Source organism: Pseudocnuella soli (genome assembly GCF_004347775.1).
In the GTDB taxonomy this organism is placed as follows: domain Bacteria; phylum Bacteroidota; class Bacteroidia; order Chitinophagales; family Chitinophagaceae; genus Flavisolibacter; species Flavisolibacter aquaticus.
The window spans coordinates 568,068-587,179 of sequence record NZ_CP037755.1; the positions used below are offsets into that span (position 1 = coordinate 568,068).

19 protein-coding genes are annotated in these 19,112 nt (G+C 49.4%); 8 read left to right on the forward strand and 11 right to left on the reverse strand.

Going from position 1 to position 19,112, the window contains the following annotated elements:
* Positions 1-98 precede the first annotated feature (98 nt).
* The 3 genes from EPD17_RS02410 to EPD17_RS02420 all read left to right on the forward strand — a co-directional run bounded on the left by EPD17_RS02410 (position 99) and on the right by EPD17_RS02420 (position 1,828).
* The gene (locus tag EPD17_RS02410) at positions 99-980 is read left to right on the forward strand and encodes a flavin reductase family protein (protein WP_132051466.1); all 882 of its coding nucleotides are present in this window, start codon (positions 99-101) and stop codon (positions 978-980) included.
* 76 nt (positions 981-1,056) lie between these two features.
* Entirely contained in the window at positions 1,057-1,596 is a 540-nt protein-coding gene (locus EPD17_RS02415; protein ID WP_165929498.1) for a Uma2 family endonuclease, read from the forward strand.
* Positions 1,597-1,621: 25 nt separating this feature from the next.
* Positions 1,622-1,828 carry a DUF4926 domain-containing protein gene (locus EPD17_RS02420; RefSeq protein WP_114234585.1) on the forward strand — a complete coding sequence of 69 codons (207 nt, stop codon included), beginning with the start codon at positions 1,622-1,624 and terminating at the stop codon, positions 1,826-1,828.
* A gap of 220 nt (positions 1,829-2,048) precedes the next feature.
* Here the strand turns inward: EPD17_RS02420 and EPD17_RS02425 are convergent, their stop codons facing one another.
* Entirely contained in the window at positions 2,049-2,747 is a 699-nt protein-coding gene (locus EPD17_RS02425; protein ID WP_132051470.1) for a DUF4197 domain-containing protein, read from the reverse strand.
* Positions 2,748-2,869: 122 nt separating this feature from the next.
* Here EPD17_RS02425 and EPD17_RS02430 point away from each other — a divergent pair, with 122 nt between their 5' ends.
* The 4 genes from EPD17_RS02430 (at position 2,870) to EPD17_RS02445 (ending at position 7,854) form a co-directional block, all read left to right on the forward strand.
* Positions 2,870-4,186: a flavin monoamine oxidase family protein gene (locus tag EPD17_RS02430; RefSeq protein ID WP_132051472.1), complete on the forward strand. Its 1,317-nt coding sequence runs from the start codon at positions 2,870-2,872 to the stop codon at positions 4,184-4,186.
* A 95-nt stretch (positions 4,187-4,281) separates the two neighbouring features.
* On the forward strand, positions 4,282-5,163 hold the full coding sequence (locus EPD17_RS02435; protein ID WP_132051474.1) for a hypothetical protein: 882 nt from the start codon (positions 4,282-4,284) through the stop codon (positions 5,161-5,163).
* Positions 5,164-5,278: 115 nt separating this feature from the next.
* Complete coding sequence (gene lysS / locus EPD17_RS02440) at positions 5,279-6,826, forward strand: lysine--tRNA ligase (protein ID WP_132051476.1); 1,548 nt, start codon at positions 5,279-5,281, stop codon at positions 6,824-6,826.
* Between the two features lie 80 nt (positions 6,827-6,906).
* Positions 6,907-7,854, forward strand: coding sequence for a glycosyltransferase (locus EPD17_RS02445; protein WP_132051478.1), 948 nt, complete (start codon positions 6,907-6,909; stop codon positions 7,852-7,854).
* Positions 7,855-7,951: 97 nt separating this feature from the next.
* On the opposite strand, the gene EPD17_RS02450 is transcribed toward EPD17_RS02445, so the two are convergent.
* The 9 genes from EPD17_RS02450 to EPD17_RS02490 form a co-directional block, all read right to left on the reverse strand.
* A complete protein-coding gene (locus EPD17_RS02450) occupies positions 7,952-8,602 on the reverse strand; it encodes a DUF3575 domain-containing protein (protein WP_132051480.1) in 651 nt (216 codons plus the stop codon).
* A complete protein-coding gene (locus EPD17_RS02455; RefSeq protein ID WP_165929499.1) occupies positions 8,602-9,348 on the reverse strand; it encodes an LVIVD repeat-containing protein in 747 nt (248 codons plus the stop codon). The genes EPD17_RS02450 and EPD17_RS02455 overlap by 1 nt, the downstream gene beginning before the upstream one ends.
* Before the next feature lie 80 nt (positions 9,349-9,428).
* Positions 9,429-9,956, reverse strand: a complete 528-nt coding sequence (locus EPD17_RS02460; protein ID WP_132051484.1) for an LVIVD repeat-containing protein — start codon at positions 9,954-9,956, stop codon at positions 9,429-9,431.
* A gap of 146 nt (positions 9,957-10,102) precedes the next feature.
* Entirely contained in the window at positions 10,103-10,525 is a 423-nt protein-coding gene (locus EPD17_RS02465; protein WP_132051486.1) for a nuclear transport factor 2 family protein, read from the reverse strand.
* Positions 10,526-10,598: 73 nt separating this feature from the next.
* On the reverse strand, positions 10,599-11,846 hold the full coding sequence (locus tag EPD17_RS02470) for a DUF2264 domain-containing protein (protein WP_132051488.1): 1,248 nt from the start codon (positions 11,844-11,846) through the stop codon (positions 10,599-10,601).
* A 53-nt stretch (positions 11,847-11,899) separates the two neighbouring features.
* On the reverse strand, positions 11,900-12,214 hold the full coding sequence (gene rhaM, locus EPD17_RS02475; RefSeq protein ID WP_132051490.1) for an L-rhamnose mutarotase: 315 nt from the start codon (positions 12,212-12,214) through the stop codon (positions 11,900-11,902).
* A gap of 80 nt (positions 12,215-12,294) precedes the next feature.
* On the reverse strand, positions 12,295-13,521 hold the full coding sequence (locus EPD17_RS02480; RefSeq protein ID WP_132051492.1) for a glycoside hydrolase family 88 protein: 1,227 nt from the start codon (positions 13,519-13,521) through the stop codon (positions 12,295-12,297).
* Positions 13,522-13,658: 137 nt separating this feature from the next.
* Positions 13,659-14,309, reverse strand: coding sequence for a DsbA family protein (locus tag EPD17_RS02485; RefSeq protein ID WP_132051494.1), 651 nt, complete (start codon positions 14,307-14,309; stop codon positions 13,659-13,661).
* A 284-nt stretch (positions 14,310-14,593) separates the two neighbouring features.
* The gene (locus EPD17_RS02490) at positions 14,594-16,708 is read right to left on the reverse strand and encodes a peptidylprolyl isomerase (RefSeq protein ID WP_132051496.1); all 2,115 of its coding nucleotides are present in this window, start codon (positions 16,706-16,708) and stop codon (positions 14,594-14,596) included.
* Between the two features lie 609 nt (positions 16,709-17,317).
* On the opposite strand from EPD17_RS02490, the gene nadA reads away from it, so the two are divergent.
* Positions 17,318-18,331, forward strand: coding sequence for a quinolinate synthase NadA (gene nadA / locus EPD17_RS02495; protein WP_132051498.1), 1,014 nt, complete (start codon positions 17,318-17,320; stop codon positions 18,329-18,331).
* Positions 18,332-18,607: 276 nt separating this feature from the next.
* Here nadA and EPD17_RS02500 read toward each other — a convergent pair whose 3' ends face one another.
* Entirely contained in the window at positions 18,608-18,904 is a 297-nt protein-coding gene (locus EPD17_RS02500) for a GIY-YIG nuclease family protein (RefSeq protein ID WP_132051500.1), read from the reverse strand.
* Positions 18,905-19,112 lie beyond the last annotated feature (208 nt).

Here is a 19,112-nt window from a genome sequence, read left to right on the forward strand (position 1 = left end):
CGGTATGTATGGAGCAGCGGCAATTATTGCAGCAAAACGGGCCGCAGCCGATACCGTTAGGGGCAAAGGGTATGTTTCTATTTGCTACTTTCACGCCCATGCGTATTGACCTTGCCCCGCTGAAGGCTGCCGAAAAACAATACTGGCTGCAGCACTTGGTGGCCCCACGGCCCATTTGTTTTGCATCCACCATCGATGCTGCCGGCAACGTAAACCTGAGCCCGTTTTCGTTTTTTAACCTGTTTTCTTCCAACCCGCCCATTGTTATTTTTTCGCCGGCCCGCAGGGTGCGGGACAATACCACCAAACACACGCTGCAAAACGTACAAGAAGTTCCCGAAGTGGTGATCAACATCGTTACCTACGATATGTTGCAGCAGGCATCGCTGGCTTCATGCGAATACGGCAAGGGTGTGGATGAATTTGTAAAAAGCGGTTTTACCAAACAACCGGCCAGCCTGGTGCAGCCGCCCATGGTGCAAGAAGCCAAAGCAAAACTGGAATGCCGGGTGTTGGAAATAAAATCGCTGGGTGCGGAAGGTGGCGCCGGTCAATTGGTGATTTGTGAAGTGCTGTGCGTTCATGTAGATGATACGCTGCTGGACGAAAACGGCAAAATAGACCAGCGCAAACTGGAACTGGTAGCCCGCCTCGGCGGCGATTGGTATTGCCGCGTAGGTGCCGATAATTTATTTACGGTGCCCAAACCCAACACGCAACTGGGCATCGGCATCGATGCTTTGCCGGAAAGCATTCGCCGCAGCAAAATACTTACCGGCAACCACCTGGGCATGCTGGCTAATGTGCATAAGCAGCCCGTGGTGCAGCCGCAGTTTGAAGACGATCACCTGAAAAACATTGTGCAGTATTATTCGCTTAACCCCGAGGAAATGGAAACGGAAATGCACCGCCATGCCGCCCAACTGCTGGATGCGGGTAACGTGGAAGCTGCGTGGCAGGTGCTGCTATCGGTGGTGTAAGTTGCTCCTGTAAATGAGCAGATGCACTATTCAGGAAGTTTTGGTCTTGCGGAATAGTCTTAATTTTAAAACAGGAATGTCTACCGCTTACAAAATATTGCCCCATTACACTTACGCCGATTACCTGCATTGGGAAGGCAAGTGGGAACTGATTGATGGTATTCCGTATGCAATGAGTCCGGCGCCAAAGCCGCGCCACCAGGCAGTTGCGGGCAACCTGCATGCAGAATTCAGGGCTGCGTTGAAAAAGGGGAAATGCGGTTGCACTGCATATCAACCCATTGATTATAAAATTTCAGAAGATACGGTGTTGAACCCCGACTTGCTGATAGTTTGCAAACCCATCGAAAAAGCTTTTCTTGACTTTCCACCCGACCTGGTTGCAGAAATTCTTTCTCCTGCCACTGCATTAAAGGACCGCCATACAAAATTTGAAATCTACCAGCAGCAACAGGTTCCTTACTACCTGATCATTGATACAGACCGGAATACATTAGAAGTATTTCAGTTGGTGGAAAATGTGTACCAGCAGTTAGGAGTGGACGAGATGGCCCCATTCACTTTTCAATTTTCCGGCTGCAGTGCCAACATCGTATTGAACGATATATGGCAATAACACCTGCTGTGCGCAATCTTCTTCTATGTTCTACCAGTATCAGCGTATTGAATTAACAAGAGACATCAATCCAGTCCTTAAGGTTGGAATGACAGGAGTTATCCTCGAGGTTTGGGATGAAGAACATTATGAAGGGGAGTTTTTAGACGAAAATGGCTTTAACTATGAATACAATGGCGCAGGAATATTCACATTGAAGGCAACTGATATTGCCCCAGGAAAGCAGACATAACACTTCCTATACATTCGATGATCGAAAAATTTTGAGGTGAAGGGAACAACGCAAGCAGGCTTTTCGGTTTTTTAATGGCGTATTATGAAACTTATATGGCGGCAACTTTGATATTTCAATTGTATTAAGTGCATGAGCGCCTGAACAGTGAACGATTTGTTTTCAATAAAAAAGCCGCAGGCACTTTACCTGCGGCTTTTTTATTGAAAATATATTCAGGCTATCCTCTTCCAAACACCCGCTTCAAAATCTGCGAAGTGCGGGCCGATGCATTGGTGCGGATGTTGGCTTCTTCTTTCGCCACCTGGTCAAACAGCGCACTGATTGCTTTTTCGGTTACATAGGCCGTTAGGTCGGGGTTTACCTTTTTAAGCGTCGTTGGAAAATTGTTGTACGTGTTGATCATATCGCCATAATATTTGGTAGCGCTGAACTTGTCCAACGATTGTTTGATGATGGGTGTAAATGCAGTTTTCAACTGCGTGGTGGTGCGCTGCTGAAAATATTGCGTGGCCGCATCCTGCTGGCCGCGAACAATACCCAACGCATCGGACAGGGTCATCTGCCGGATGGCATCGCCAAAAATTGGCGCAGCCGTACCCACGGCATCCTCGGCCGCACGGTTGATCTGCAAAATGGCGCGATCTACCATGGCGCCCATACCCATTTGGCGCAGCACGCCTTCAATACGCTGCGCTTCCTCGGGCAGCAGCACTTTGTATGCCGTGTTTTTAAAAAATCCATCTTCTTTGTGCAGCAGCGAAATGCCGCGGCTTACGCCCTGGTCCAAAGCTTCACGGATGCCTTGTGCAGCCTCGCCTTCGGAAACCGGGATGTTCATCTGTGGTAAATTGGAAAGCGTATCGCAGGAAAAAAAGGTAAGCGCAAATGCAAATATTGCCAGGTAAGAACGGATCATATAAGGTTTTTAGGATGGTTTCAAATCTTTTGCCAGAATCTCAACAGTATGCAAAAATAACCTGCCGGAACCAAATCGGGGGTAAATAGGCTGCTGGTCCGGGCCTTGCATAAAAAAAGTGCATGACCAATGCGCAATTCGATATCGTTATTGTTGGTGCCGGTGCAGCCGGGCTAATGGCTGCCATTGAATTAAGCAATGCCGGGAAAAGGGTAGCCGTGGTGGAAGCCACCGGCCGCACCGGCGGCCGCATGCTGTGCGTGCCGGATAAGGAAAACGGCACTTTGGTGCAATTGGGCGCCGAGTTTGTACACGGCGATCTGCCGCTAACCCAGTTGCTTTTGCAGCAGGCTGGCGCCACCACACACCAAATTGAAGGCAGCATCTGGCAGCGAAAAGAGACAGGTTTGCAGCCACAGGAAGATTTTATTGAAGGATACGATATACTGGAGCCCAAACTCAAAGCCGTTACAACCGACCTTCCGGTCCAAGAGTTTATACAACAGCAGCTGGCCGAGCCGCAGTGTGCCAACATGCGGCAAGCGGTGCAGGATTACGCCGAAGGATATTATGCCGCCGACACCAGCCGCTCAAGTACATTGGCCCTTGCCGAAGAATTGACCGGCGACGACCAGCCGCAATACCGCATTGAAGGCGGCTACCTGCAATTAACCCAATACATGGAAGCGCAGTGCCGGGAAAAAGGTGTGCAGTTGTTCTTGGGCCAGCCGGTAGAGCAAATAAACTGGCAAAGGGGAAGCGTTTCTGTTACCACTGATAAAACTGTATTTCAGTGCAGCCAGGTGCTGGTTACGGTTTCGTTGGGTGTGTTACAATCGGGAAGCATCCAATTTGTGCCGCAGCTGCAGCAGCACATGATGGCGGCAAAAGCATTGGGTTATGGTCATGTGGTAAAAATCAATTTGCTGTTTCGACAGGCGTTTTGGAAAAACAGCACGCTGATCCATGAAAAATACCTGGCCGACCTGCAGTTTCTTTTTTCCGATGAACGCATACCCACCTGGTGGAGCCAGCACCCCATGACCACCAATATACTGACCGGCTGGCTGGGCGGCCCCAAAGCACTATCCCTGCAGCATGCGGTTCACGACGAGCTGTTGCAAATGGCCCTTTCTTCACTTGCCAAAATATTTGATTTGGAGCCCGCCTACCTGTGGCAGGATCTGCTGGGTGCCTGGAGCCACAACTGGTCGGCCGACCCTTTTTTCCACGGTGCCTATTCATACGAAGTAGTAGATGGCGCTACACATCAAAAAACGCTGCAGCAACCCGCCGAACACACCGTGTATTTTGCGGGCGAAGCCCTGCACCACGGCCCCGAACTGGGCACGGTGGAAGCGGCCCTGCAAAGCGGCAGGCAAGCCGCGGCTGCAATGCTTTCGGCAGGTAATGAACTGCCTGCAGCAATGGGCAAATAAAATCCTGAGCGATTGCTTTCAAAGCGGTGGGCTGCGCATTACTTTAGTAGTGGCTGCTTTTTGCTGTGGTAAATGCAGCTGCCAAAATCTTTGCAATGCGCTCCAAACTGCTGGCCGGCCTGCTGTGCATTTTATTTGCTGTAAATGGCCAGGCCCAGCCTTACCTTGATGTGGCCTCCATCCGCTTTCACAAAAGCCCCGATGCCGGTTTGGTGCGGCGCAATTTTAACCGCAACAGCTTTGAATATGGGCAGGCACAGGTGCAGTTGCCGCTGGTTTCGCGGGACAGCAGCATTATTTTGCTCAACCCCATTGCCGAACAATGGAGCATCAGCAGTACGGCGCTGGCATCCGCACCGCAGTGGCTGCGCGGCTTAGCAATGGTGGGCGGTTATATCAAACCGTGGAGCCCGCAATGGACCACCACCACATTGTTGGTGGCCCGCTGGAACGGCGCAGGCGATTTTGGTTTCAACAACCGCTTTCAATTGGGCACGGTGCTGCTGGCTACCCGCACAGTAAACCCAAAGCTCAAATACAAATTCGGGCTGTATTACAACCGCGAGTTTTTTGGCAACTTCTTTATTCCCCTCGCCGGCATTGAATGGACCATCAACCCCCGGCTGCAGCTTTTTGGCACCCTGCCGGGTAGCCTGGTGCTCGAAAGGAAAGTATCGTCGCGGTTGTATTATGGTGCTTCGTTCCGGGCCATCACCACTTCATTTCGCTACCGGGCCGGCGCCGAAGATCGATTTGTACGCATTGATGACAACCAGGTGCAAGCCTTTACCGACCTCTATTTACAACCTAAACTCGTGCTCACCGCCGAATTGGGCCATTCCCTTTTCCGCCGGTTCCGGCTGGGTGCAACCGATGGTTTTTCGAAATATTTTTTTGCGGAAAAATTCAATGATGGCGTTCATTTCAGGTTGTCGCTGGCGTACCGGCTCCGGTTCGACGAAGCGGCCACCCGGTAGCTCCTGCGTCTTATTTTTTGTAAAAAAACCGCACTAGTTATTCACCCGCCACTATTCGTTTCATAAAGTGCAGCATTCCCTTCATCGCCGTACTTTTGCACCTCAATTGAAAAACATGCAACAACAGCAGCTTTCAGAGCAGGAGCAGATACGCCGCGACAAGCTGGCGCAACTGCAGGCCCTGGGTATCGACCCGTATCCTGCCGCTTCTTTCCCCGTTTCCCATTTTTCTACCCCTATCAAAAATGCTTTTTCCGACGATAACGCCACTGAGTTTAGTGAAGTGTGCCTGGCAGGCCGCATCATGAGTGTGCGTATTATGGGTAAGGCTTCGTTTGCCGTGCTGCAGGATAGTGCCGGCCGCATTCAGGTATATGTAAGCAAAGATGACCTGGCCCGCGGCGAAGACACTTCGATGTACGACACGGTTTGGAAAAAGCTGCTCGATATTGGTGATTTTGTAGGCGTAAAAGGTTTTGTGTTTCGTACCAAAACCGGCGAAATATCGGTGCATGTAAAAGAGCTGACGGTGCTGGCAAAAGCACTGCGTCCGCTGCCTATTGTAAAAGAAGCCGACGGGGTGGTGTACGATGCCGTGACCGATCCCGAATTTAAATACCGCCAGCGCTATGCCGACCTGGTGATCAACCCTACGGTAAAGGAAACATTTGTAAAGCGCTCCAAACTGATTAACTCCATCCGCGAATTTCTGAACAGCAATGGTGCGCTGGAAGTAGATACGCCGGTGCTGCAAAGCATTCCGGGTGGTGCCGCTGCAAGGCCGTTTGTAACGCACCACAATGCGCTGGACGTGCCTTTTTACCTGCGCATTGCCAACGAGCTTTATTTAAAGCGCCTCATTGTTGGTGGCTTTGATTGGGTGTATGAATTCAGCCGCAACTTCCGCAACGAAGGCATGGACCGTACGCACAACCCCGAGTTTACCGTATTGGAGTTTTATACTGCGTATAAAGATTACGATTGGATGATGCAAACCACCGAGGCGCTGCTTGAAAAAGCAGCGGTCGATGTAAACGGCACCACCGATTTTGTGAATGGCGACAACACCATTTCGTTTAAAGCACCGTTCAAACGCATTTCTATTTACGATGCCATACAGGAACACACCGGCATTGATGTAAGCGGGCTGGATGAAGCAGGCCTGCGTGGCGTGTGTCAGCGGCTGGGCATTGATGCCGACCCGAAAGTGGGCAAAGGCAAACTCATTGACGAGATCTTTGGTTCAAAATGCGAGCACCATTATGTGCAGCCAACGTTCATCATTGATTACCCTATTGAGATGAGCCCGTTGACAAAAAAGCACCGCAGCAAACCGGGGCTGGTAGAGCGTTTTGAGCTGATTGTAAATGGTAAGGAAATTGCCAATGCATACAGCGAGCTGAACGATCCCATCGACCAGCGGGAACGTTTTGAAGACCAGGTGGCACTGATGGAACGCGGCGATGATGAAGCCATGTTTATCGACTATGATTTCCTGCGGTCGCTTGAATATGGCATGCCGCCTACAGCCGGTATTGGTTTTGGCATCGACCGGTTGTGCATGCTGCTCACCAACCAGCCTTCCATACAGGATGTGCTGCTGTTTCCGCAAATGCGCCCAGAGAAATGGGGCAATGAGGAAGCTGCAGAAAGTGCTGAATAATTAAATAACAAGGAAGTCAAAATTCAAAAAGTAAAAAGTCAAAAAGGGGTTGCAAGCAAATGCAACCAACACTGACTTAAATGCTTTTGAATTTTGACTTTTTACTTTTGACTTACACCATGATCGTTTCCGCATTTACATACGTTCGCAACGGGTTTACCTATGCTTATCCTTTTATCGAATCCATAAAAAGCCTGCTGCCCATAGTGGATGAATACATCGTGGTAATTGGTGCAGGAAACGACGGCACCCGCGAAGCTGTTGTTGCCCTCAACGATCCTAAAATCACCATCGTGGATACCGTGTGGGATGAGCAATTGCGGGTAGGCGGAAAAGTATTTGCGCAGCAGGCCAATATTGGTATGGATTATTGCCGCAAGGATGCCGACTGGCTGTTTCACCTGCAGGCCGATGAAGTGGTGCACGAAAAAGATTTGTCTGTTTTACAACAAGCCATGCAGGATCATATCGGCAACAACAACATCGACGGATTGCTGCTACCGTTCATTCATTTTTATGGTGATTACAATCACTACTGCCCATCGAGGCGCTTTCATAAATATGAGATCCGCATTGTGAAAAATAATGCTGCCATCCGCAGTTATAAAGACTCGATGGGCTTTCGCATTTATGAAAATCCACAAAACCAGGATGGCGAAAAAGGCACTAAGCTGCGGGTACTGAAAGTGCCGGTGCCCATTTATCATTACAGCTGGGCAAGGCCACCGAAAAAGATGACGGCAAAACGCATCGAGTTTCATAAAAAATATACCGATAGCGATGCGTTTATTGCCGATGTGCAACAAAAAGAAGCCGAAGGCTATAGCTACCGCGAATACGATTACCTGAAACGCTTTACCGGCACGCATCCTGCCGTGATGCAAGATGTAGTGGCCGCACAGGACTGGACCTTTGTGTACGATCCAGCCAAGAACAATATGTCGGCAAAAGAAAAGGTGATGAAGGTTGTAGAAGACCTGACCGGCCGGCAGTTTTTTACGTATAAAAATTATAAGATCGTGGGTTAAGTCAAAAGTAAAAATTCAAAATTCAAAAGCGTCCGAAATCACGCAGACAGCCAACGTTTACAACATCCCTTTTGACTTTTTACTTTTGAATTTTGACTTACTTAATCACATACCCCAGCTTTACCGAAATCGGCACTACCGGCAACCACATCTTGTTCTGCGTGGTGTTGCCGAAAAAATTATCGGTCGGCATGTAGCAGCAGTTGGGTTCATCTTTTACTTTTTGCTGGCGGTATACCAATCCCAAACCCACCGATACATCGAGCAGCCAGTGCTTGCCCAATCTTTCGGTGCCGCCGGTAACTACAGCAGTACCAGCCTGGCTTTTTTGAAAAGTAAAATCCTGCAACTTCTCGTAAGTAGGCACGCCATTAACGCAGTTCTGGCCCAGCCATCCGTGCAGGTCGTAGTTCATCAGCCGGTAGTGGAGCTGTCCCTGTACATAACCCGCACCCTGGCGGGTGTAATAGTAGCGCAGTGCTGGACGCAACTCAAAACCTCTTGCCTTTTTTGCTTCATCGAGGTAACTCGATTGTACCACCAGGCCCACATCGCCCACCAGCGAAAAGCGGCCACTGAATCGGTGTTCAACGCCCATCATCAGGCGATGATCGGCATTGAGCATGGCCAACGGGTTGATGGTAACCACCAGGTTGTGCGGCGTGTATTTGAGCCGGCCCGATGGTGCTTTTTGCGCAGCGGCACCCAGTGCCCACAGCAGCAGTACAACACAACAAAATTTTTTCATCAATTGATACGGGTTAGGAACTGTGGGTTTTTATTATCCGAAATATCGTACAGGATCATACCATTGCGTACCCAGCAAATAAGCGTGTTGCCATAAGGTATCACATCTATAAAACTGCCGTCTCTAAGGCTTGTTACATACTTGGGTTCAAATGCGTTTTTGATATCAAAAACCATCAATCCCTGTTGGTTGTCGCATACATACAACACCGTGTCTGAATAACCAAGGCCATATGGTTCTGTTAATGGAAAACTGGCCCGCTGCACGGGCTTAGCCACATTGCGGATATCGTATACCGCCAGTATGCTTTGGATGCCACCACACGGACCATTGGTGCGCAATGTTGCAAAAGCCACTGTGTCTTTTGCCACCACCGGGTCGCAGCGGCGCATTACTTCCGGCGAAATGGCTTCGCTCAATTTCTCCGGCTTCGATGGATCGTCGAGGCTAAAAATATGCACTACGCTGGTAGAGCCAATGAACAACCGGTTTTTGAATGGAAAGATGGTTTCTATTTCAAAACCCACCGGCACCGTACGCTTATATACCGGGTTGGCTGCATCCGATATTTCATACACTTTTAGGTCTTCGTTATCCACCGTGTACAGGTAATTGCCTGCAATGGTAAAACGTGCCAGCGAACCGCCCTGGCCCGTGCCGCCGCCGTTATATAGTCTACTGTCCGATGCCGACTTATCGCAGCCGAGCAGTGTTATACAAAGAAGCGCAAACAAAAGCAAACGCATGATATTTTGTTTTGGCATTGTTTAAAAATGAGCCGATACCAATGGGCTAATCATTTTGAAAAAAGATCATTGAACTTGAATTAACGGCGGCATTTGGGGTTGGCTACCGTTTGCTGCACCCAGTCTATCACCATGCCTTTTGCAGGGTCGGGGCATTCAAACATTACGTTCGAAAATGGTGGATGCTCCTGTATGGTGTTCATTGCCGGGAAGGCATCTTTCAGGCGCTTTACCAGTTGGGGTGCCGTGGGGTTGGCCAGGTTAAACACCACCATATCGTTGTTGTGATTGGTGTAGAGGTAACTGTTGCGGATGGCTATTTCGGTGCAAAACGGTATTTGTAAAAACCCGATCTTTTTGGCGCCGGCACTTTTAGCATTGTCAATGATATGGATGCCCTTGTACTGATCAACCTGGAAAGCATAATCGCGGAACGCATAAATTTTTCCGGCGGTAACAGTGGGCTTGGCGGGCTGCATTTGCACAGGTGCATCCCATTCCACGCTGGCATACACAGGAACAAAAGCAGGACCGGGCGGAAAATCGTCACTCATGTTCATATCGGTGCAAGCGGAAAAAAGCAGCAGTATTGGTAAAAGCCGGCGCATACATTTTGGTTTATCACTATAGGCAATAAAAAATGCAAAAACGTTGCATTTTTTATTTCACTGGTAAAAATAAAAATGGCCAACGGCCGGCTGCAATCGGTGCAGCGGCTGTTGGCCATTAATGTTGGTAAAAAAAGATTGGCTTCTTAAGCAGCCCTTGCAGCGTGGCGGGCCACCAGTTGCCAGCCTTCTTTTTTCTTTTGCCACACCAGCAAAATATGCAGCTTCACTTTCGAAGTCCCGTTGTTGGCGTTGATCTCACCTTCCAGCAGGTGGCGCACAATGGCTATTTCGCCCAGCACCTGCACGGTTTGGTTCGACAGGTTCATGCTCACAAAATCCGACGAGCCGCTCACCAACGATTTGATGAATGCAGCTTTATCTTCTACCAATCCGCTGGAGTGGCCATAACTCAAATCGTTTGAAACAAGTTTTACCAATGCGCTGCTGTCTGGTGTGATCATCAACTGGCGCAATTGTTCCACCGCGGCGGTTACGGCTTTTTCATTGTTGGTTTGTGCATGCAATTGTGTAGTAGTCAATAACAGGGCAATCAGTAAATATTTCATCCTTGGTTTATTTGTGCAAACAATGTTATGATTGAAAGATATGAATTGTAGCTGCAGCTTGTTGCATGTGCCGTCATTTCAATTGCAGATCCAGTGCATGATCGGCAGGCATATCCCCGCCGCTCCACACTTTTACGGAGGTCCACGGTGCAGCAGGTGCAGCCCAGAAAGAATCTGTTTCTGGTAAACCTAAAGCCACCAGCACCGTGCTGCAGATGTACAAGCTACCGGTGTTGATATAACGTTCGGCCAGTCCCGGCTGGTGCCCATACAAACCTATGTTGAGCCAGCCGCCTGTGGTAAATGTTTGCGGCGCCTGCATGGTTTTATTTAAAACAGCCGTAAGTGCACTGCGTACCTGCGCAGGCTGCAACGAAGCGGGCAACGCTTTGCGCAGCGCCATATCGGAAAGGTGGTGAAACACGCCGCCGCGGTATGCAATGGAGCGGCCCAGCACCGGGTAAGATCCATCGGTGTGAATGTAGCGCTCCTGCACTTCGGCATAGCGCTGGTTGATCTGCAACATTTGCGGTGCAAACCATTTGTATGCGCCACGTTTTTGCACGGCAATATCCACAATAGCCGCCAGGTAAGGTTGTATCACAATGCTGTTGTAATAATCCAGCGCAAACGCCTGCCCGTCGGAAAACATGCCGTCGCCCACATACCAATGATTGGCAAATTCGCGGATGCTGTACTCAATGCGCACCGGGTCGTAGTCAAGCCCATACTTGCAAAAAAATGCTTCAATCATTCCCGAAAAAAGTATCCAGTTGCTGTATACCGGCACGGTGCCACGGGTGGTTTTAAATGCATCAATTATTTGGGCCTTTACCACTGTATCGCTATGCTCCCAAAGCCACGGACAGCGCACCAACGCAAAGGCTACAAATGAAGCATCAACCAGCGGCTGGCCGCCGTTCCACACCATATAATCTTTTGCCGCGGGGTTTACTGCATTGGCCAATGCCTTCAGCGACCACTGCCGGTATTGGTTGCGCAGCGCCACCTCGGCTGCGTTGCCGCCTTCGCTATTGAGCCAGGGTGCAATGCCACAAAGCGTACGGCCAAATGCTTCGAGGTAAGCCACTTTGCCGCGGTGTTCGGCATTATCCACATGTTGCGGCAACACTATGGGCATGGTTTCTTTCAACCGGTCTGCAGCGAGGTTGGAGAGTACAGGCCGTGCAATTTTATTTAGGTGTTGCAGCCAAACCTCGCGGTCGGTTGGTGCTGTTTTTCTTTTTTGTGCCTGTATTTGTATACTGGCAAATACCAGCAACAGGAGCACAACTGTTCGATATGATTGGGTGGTGAACATCGCGGTTGTTTATAGCTACGGATGTAATGGTTGTGAAATGAAATGGTGTTGATTCAGGGCATATAAAAAACTTCCTGCAGCGGACTGGATACCGGCGAGCCATCCGCGTTTGTTTCCATCAGGTCGCGCATGTAAGCCCACCAGTTTTGCATCGCGGGTTGTTGCGGCAGTGCATCCATTGCTGCCTTGTCAGCCACTTGCAGCACACCAAAAAGCGTATGGGTTTCGCTGTCTAAAAAAATGCTGTACGCACTGATGCCCGTTGATTTTAATAGTGCTACTAACTCGGGCCAAATGGCATCGTGCCGCTCTTTGTATGCAGCTTCATTACCCGGAAAAAGTTTCATTTTAAATGCTACGCGTTGCATATGCCCATTTGTTTACCCGTAAATTAAAATAGCCCTTGCATGTATTGCTTTCGTTGTATTGTATTTGCATGTCGGCTACGCTAAAACGTTAGTCTTTTACCTGCAGCCAGTTGCTGGTAGCGCTTCATCGCTTCTACAAAATAATAATCACCATAGGTAAGCGGCACATCCACTTCGGTGCCGGCGGGTTTGTGGCCCACACCATGTTCAATAATAAATCCACCATTGGTGCCCACGGCAGCGCGGTAAGGCGGCTTCGATAAATTGCGCAGCATTGTTTCAGCTGCCTGCAGGTATTTTGTTTTATTGGTGCCGCTTACATAGCCCTGCAACTCCAGCAATGCGGAAGCCGTAATGGCCGCTGCCGAAGCATCGCGCAGCGCAGTGGGGATGTCTGGTGCATTGAAATCCCAGTACGGAATTTTATCCTGCGGCATGTTGGGATGGTTGAGCATGAACTGCGCAATGCGCTCCGCCACATCGAGGTATTTTTTGTCGCCGGTCTCGCGGTACATCACCGTGTATCCATACAGGCCCCATGCCTGCCCGCGGGCCCATGCCGATTCATCAGCGGCACCTTGGGCCGTACGTTTTTGCTGCACGGCACCGGTTTGCGGGTTGTAGTTAATTACGTGGTAAGAGCTGCCATCGGGGCGGAAGTGATTAGCGATGGTTGTGTTGGCATGTGTGATGGCTGTTTTATAAAAACTGGAATCGCCGCTGACCTTAGTGGCCCAAAAAAGTAATTCCAAGTTCATCATATTGTCGATGATGACTAGGAAATCCTCGGGCTTTGAATCCCATGATTTGATGGTGCCGGTTGTAGGATTGAAGCGGGTAGATAGAGACCGTGCACTGGTCAGTAAAATATCGCGATACTCCGGCTTTGATGCTATGCGGTTGGCGTTGCCAAATGAGCAAAACATCATGAAACCAAGGTCGTGTGTGGACTTATTATTTTTTTCTTTTTCCAACACCTGCATGATGCGCATCGCCTCGTTGTACAATTCCTTGTCGCCGGTTTGCTCATACAGGTACAGCAATGTGCCGGGATAAAAACCACTGCACCACCAACCCGAATTACTGAATTCGTATTTACCGGTTTTGGGAAAATATGTTTTGGGAAAACGATCCGGCGGCAATGCTTTTGCCAGCAGTTTGTACTGCGCTGCTGCATCCGTGTATTGCTGCTTAAAAGATGCAGCAAGTTTTGCATCGGTTTTTACCGGTTGCGCTTTTTGTGCCGTAGCACACAGGGTGGTGGCTGCCAGCAGCAGCGAACCTACAATCGTTGGCAAAGCTTTCATGTTAGTGCAACGGATTTTGCGTCCGTTTTCTAAATGTAAACCATGCAGCCCTTTGCGGTCCGTTTTTTTACCGAAATAAAAATGCAACACTTGCTGCACCAACATTTTTGATAATGATGCAGCAAGTGTGCAGCGGATTAAGGGGCCAATTCTTCCAACACTTTTTCCACCCTTGCCTGCAGGGTTTCATAATCGGTGTAGCCGCGGCTGAGGAGGTAAAATTTTGCGTCGCTTACCTGCATCAGTACAGTAGGGTACCCGTTTACCTGCAATTGTTTTACCAGCGCCATATCGTAATATGCTTTTTCGAGGTACTCCTCGCTTTTGAGCTTGGTGTAAAAGTCCTCTTCAGCCAAATTGTACTGGGGCAATAGGTGGCGGTATGCTTCATTGTCGGTAAGGTCGCGGCCTTCGTAATTGAGTGCATACTGCAGGTCGGAGGCAAATGCCACAGCTTTATCGGGATGTTGTTCTTTTAGAATAGAAAGCGCAATAGCAGGCTTGGTCGAATCGGGGTACCAGTCGGTTTCTTCGGGATGAAATACATGCCACAGAAAATCCTGCCCAAACTCGATGCCGGTGGTTTGCTCCACTTGTTTGTACGCTGTTTGAATGTATTTGGCCATGGTGCCAAAATGCGTGGGCTCTTCCGGCAGGATCATACCGCCGGAGAGCACATCAAAAGAAAGACGGTCTTTGTATGCGGCTTCCAGTTTTTTAATCACCGGGCTAAATCCGTAACACCATCCGCAATAAGCATCGTAACAATAGTATATCGTAGGCTGCATGTGTTTGTATTGAAGGTGCAAAGTTAGCCTTGAATGTATGTAAGCAACACACCAGATCCTGTTGATTGATTTTTGTTTGTCATCCTGAGCGCAGCGAAGGATCTGAAAGTGTCCCTATAGTTTCTATTGTAAAAGAACAGGGTACTATTTGTTTACCAAGCTTCTTTTATGCCAGGCTTAGATCCTTCGCTGCGCTCAGGATGACAGGCAACGATACTTAAAGTGCATAAAAAAGCCCGCAACGTTTAATGTTGCGGGCTGGGATATTTTAAAACAAAAAGCTATTAATAAAACTTAGACCTGTTGTCTTTGATGTCGGCCGATTTGCGCAGTGCCTGCAGCGGCGAACGATACATCATTTGCTGGCGAGCCTGCATTTCCAGCATCTGGCGCTGGATGTTGATGTCGGCGGCACCTTGCGGAACAGCGCTTACGTTGTTCACCTGCACCACATATACACCAGCCTGGCCTTCCAGTGCTTCGGGCACTACCTTGCCTTTGTTGGCGGGGTTGAATGCAGCACCTACCACTTTCAGCTCGTAGCCAAGGGCCGCATTGCGGGCACCGCCAAAGCTCAGGCTGTCGGCCACCTGCACGGGCTGGTTGGCAGCAGCGGCAGCGGCCTGCAGGGAAGTGATCTTGCCCAGTTTTGTTTTGATCTGCTCGGCTTTTTTCTTGTTGCGCAAAATGGGCTCTACCACGTTGCGGGCTTTGGCAACACTCACCACGCCTTCTTTTTCTACTTCGGTAACTACTGCTACCACGTAGTTGTCGCCAACACGCTGCGGCTCCAGCACATCGCCTTTGTCGGCTTCAAAAATGGCTTTTACCAGAGAGCGGGATGCACCGATACCGGCCACCTGGAAATCGTTGGGGCGGATGTCGGCAGCCAGCAGGCGGTTGTAGCCTTTGCTGCGCAGGTTCTTGTCGTAGTTTTCGTTGAAGGCCTTCAGGCTGCGGCTGTCGCCGGCAAACTGGTTGGCAGCATTGGCAGCGGCATTATCGGTTTCGCTGCTGGGCACGATCTCTTTACCCAGGTAAGCAATCTTATAGTTCATTTCACCGCCTTTTTGGCCCAGCACTTCAATCAGGTGGTAGCCAAACTCGGTTTTAACCACATCGCGGGTGCCTACGGGTTTGCCAAAAGCAAAATCGTTGAAGGCAGCTACCATCTGGCCTTGTGGGAAATATTCATACACACCGCCTTTGTCTTTTGAACCCGGATCTTCGGAAAAACGCTTGGCCAGCGAATCGAAATTGGCACCGCCGCGGATGGCGAGGGCAATAGAATCGATGCGGCGTTTGGCAACGCTATCGGGCTGCGCCTGGTTGGTGATCAGGATGTGGCGTACACGGGCAGAATCGGGGAGTACTTTCTGGTCCAGCTTTTTAGCCAGTACATAAGAGTTACCATCCTGGTAGGGTCCGTACACACCGCCGATGGGCAGGGAAAAAATAGAATCCTTAGCAGGAATCTGGATTTTGGAACCAGCCAGGTAGCCGTCAAAATAAGGAAGGGTAGTGCCTTGCTGGGTCAGGTATTGCTCTGCATTGGTGGCAGTGGCAAAACCTTCTTTCAGCCCGCTGATGGTGTTGAGCACTGCGGTGCTGTCGGTAGCCGAAGGCGATGCATTGAACACGATATAATTAATAGAACGTGTTTCCACATCCTGCTTGAACTCGTCTTTACGTTCGTTGATATAGCTCTGGATATCGCTGTCCGAAACTTTTACGGCGCTGTCCGACACCGTAGCGTACGGTACAGTAATATAAGATACGTTGGCCACCAGGCTGTTGTCGGCATTTTGTTTTTCAACAAACCACTTGGCGTAGTAGGTGCTGTTACCCAGCAGTGAAGAATATTTTTCCGACAGGCGCTGCAGCTCCAGGCTTTCCAGGTACTGGTTCATTTGGGCTTTCTGTTCGGGGGTGCCGCTTTTGCGCAGGTTGGCAAAATACTGCTGCGCTGCCTGCACGTTGAACTGGCCGGTTTGCGGATCGGTAAAGCCCTGGCGCAGGTCCTGGGGCGGGTTGGCACCAAACAGGATGTCGTTGATTTCTTTTTTACCAATAGCCAGTCCCAGCTCGTCAATTTCGCTTTGCAACAGGGCCCGGTCAATTTCGCCATTCCAAACAGACTCGATGATCTGCTGGCGGCTTTCCTCACCCAGCGCCATATTTTGCTGCTGGGCCATTTCTTCCTGGGCCTTTACTTTTTGTTCAAACTCCTGCACATCTATTTCCTGGCCATTGATGACACCGAGGGTGGTGCTGTTGTTGCCCATCACGCTGGTGCGTCCGGCAAAGGCGTCCATCATAATAAAACCAAGCAAAGACAACGCAATGGCTACTACGGCCCAACGGGCATATTTGTCCCTGATTTGCTGAATAACTGACATAAGGTGGTACTGTGGTATTTTAAGAGTGGGCAAAAATAGGGGAAATCAGGTTATCAACAAATTGGGGAAAACCCCTGAAAGCCGCATAAATCAAGGGTTTCGAAATGCCCACCCTGTTAATATCGCTATATTTTGCATTGTTTTAAGCCTGCCGCCTCCGCGCCATTCCTGCACACATGGTTCAACCCCGAAAGTTAGGACAAGCCACGGCACCTAGGCCTGATTTTGCTGTTAATTGTTCACTTTTTATGTGGATAAAGGGGTGGCCGGGTGGGAAAGCCGATGTGGATGGATGGCTTATAAGTTTCGGGAAAGGGGGAGGGGCCCCTGCCGGTGTCCAAAACCCACCCGTTATCCCGATGCTATTCACAGGTATTAAAAACCGTATGTAAACATTTGTTGTTACCAGTAGGTAATCCACACCGGTGTGGAAACTGCACCAAAAGAGGCGGTATGCGCTACCTTTGTTGTGAACAAACTGTGGGTAGCTGTGTATAACTGCACCATATTTGTACGGTTGGTTCAGTCGGTTTGGGGTTATCCACTAATGCACACCCCTAATAGTAATAGCTTTTTCTTTTAAATAAATAAACTATTATAAATTATTAGATGGATACGGATATGTTGATAGCGCAAAAAAACGAGGTAGAAGAGAAAGGTTTTCTCGACGTGGACATTGACCCCACCCTTGATCTTTTTGCCGAAATCGAAAAACTGAAAAAAGAAAAAAACGCAATCATCCTGGCGCACCTGTACCAGGAGGCCGACATCCAGGACATTGCCGATTATATTGGCGACAGCTTGGGGCTGGCTCAAAAAGCGGCGCAAACCAACGCCGACATGATTGTGTTTGCCGGCGTGCACTTTATGGCCGAAACCGCCAAGATCCTGAACCCCACCAAAAAAGTGGTGATCCCGGATCTGAAGGCCGGCTGTTCGCTGAGCGAAAGCTGCCCGCCGCCCCTGTTTAAAAAGTTCAGGGAGCAGCACCCCGACCATGTGGTGATCTCGTACATCAACTGCAGCGCCGGCATCAAGGCTTTGACAGATGTTATTTGCACGTCGAGTAACGCCAAGGCCATTGTGGAAAGCTTTCCAAAAGACCAAAAGATCATTTTTGCGCCGGATAAAAACCTGGGCGCCTGGATCAATAAGGAAACTGGCCGCAATATGCTGCTATGGAATGGCGCCTGTATGGTGCATGAAATATTTAGCCTGGAGAAAATTACGCGGCTGCAGGTGCGCCATCCGGAGGCAAAACTCATTTCGCACCCCGAGTGTGAAGAGCCAATACTGCGTATAAGCGATTTTATAGGGTCTACAACGCAATTACTGGCTTACGTGAAGCAATCACCCCACAAAGAGTTTATCGTGGCAACAGAGGCCGGCATATTGCACCAGATGGCCAAGCAGGCCCCGGATAAGGTGCTGATTCCGGCTCCGCCCGACAATTCCTGCGCCTGTAACGACTGCCCACACATGAAGCGCAACACATTGGAAAAAGTGTACCTGTGTATGAAATACGAGCAGCCCGAGATCCTGATGGACGAGGAACTGCGCCTGGAGGCGAAGAAAAGCCTGGACAAGATGCTGGAGATCAGTGAACGGGCGGGGTTGATTTAGTTGGCAGTTGGTAGTTGACAGTATTGAGGCCTGCGGTTGCGGGCCTTTTTTTGTTTGAAGGCTGCTCGTCATTGCGAGGCGCGGTAGTGGCTTGTTAGCATTTGTGGTTAAAGCGCCGAAGCAATCTCCTGCTACTTTGGAGTTTATTACAATAAGCTTTCAATTGTAGTGTTAATAATTCGAAGGAGATTGCTTCGGCGCTTTGGCTTTATGATATTTCAATGTGTCAACTGCGCCTCGCAATGACAGGAACCACCTGTTTCATTCTAAACGCGTCTAGGTAAATTCAGTTTGCCACAAATCTTTCCATTCCGGGTTTTGCTGGGAGATTAAGTGCACTTTATCCATCCGGCTACTGCCTTTGATTCTTTTTTCTTGCTGTATGGCATCCATCATAGTGGCGTATGCGCAGTAATACACCAGTTTGCTACAATTGTATTTGGCCGTAAAAGAATGAGGATAAATATGATTCATGTGTTGTTGCATGCGCTGATACAGGTTGCTGGTAACGCCAGTGTACAAGGTGGTGTGATGTGCATTAGTGAGGATATACACCCAGCCTTGCTTGTTCATGCGGTTTAGTTTTGGTGCGTACAAATTAATGACCGAATACATCAATTGCAAGTACCAATTGCAAGCATGGTTGTCATTGCGAGGCGCAGCGAAAAGTAATAGGCAAAATCATCTTGTGCGTCGAACCAATCTCCTGCCCGTATAGCTTTAACTATATAGCGTTTTCAAAATGGTTCAAAACAAGGCAGGAGATTGCGTCGGCGCAGAA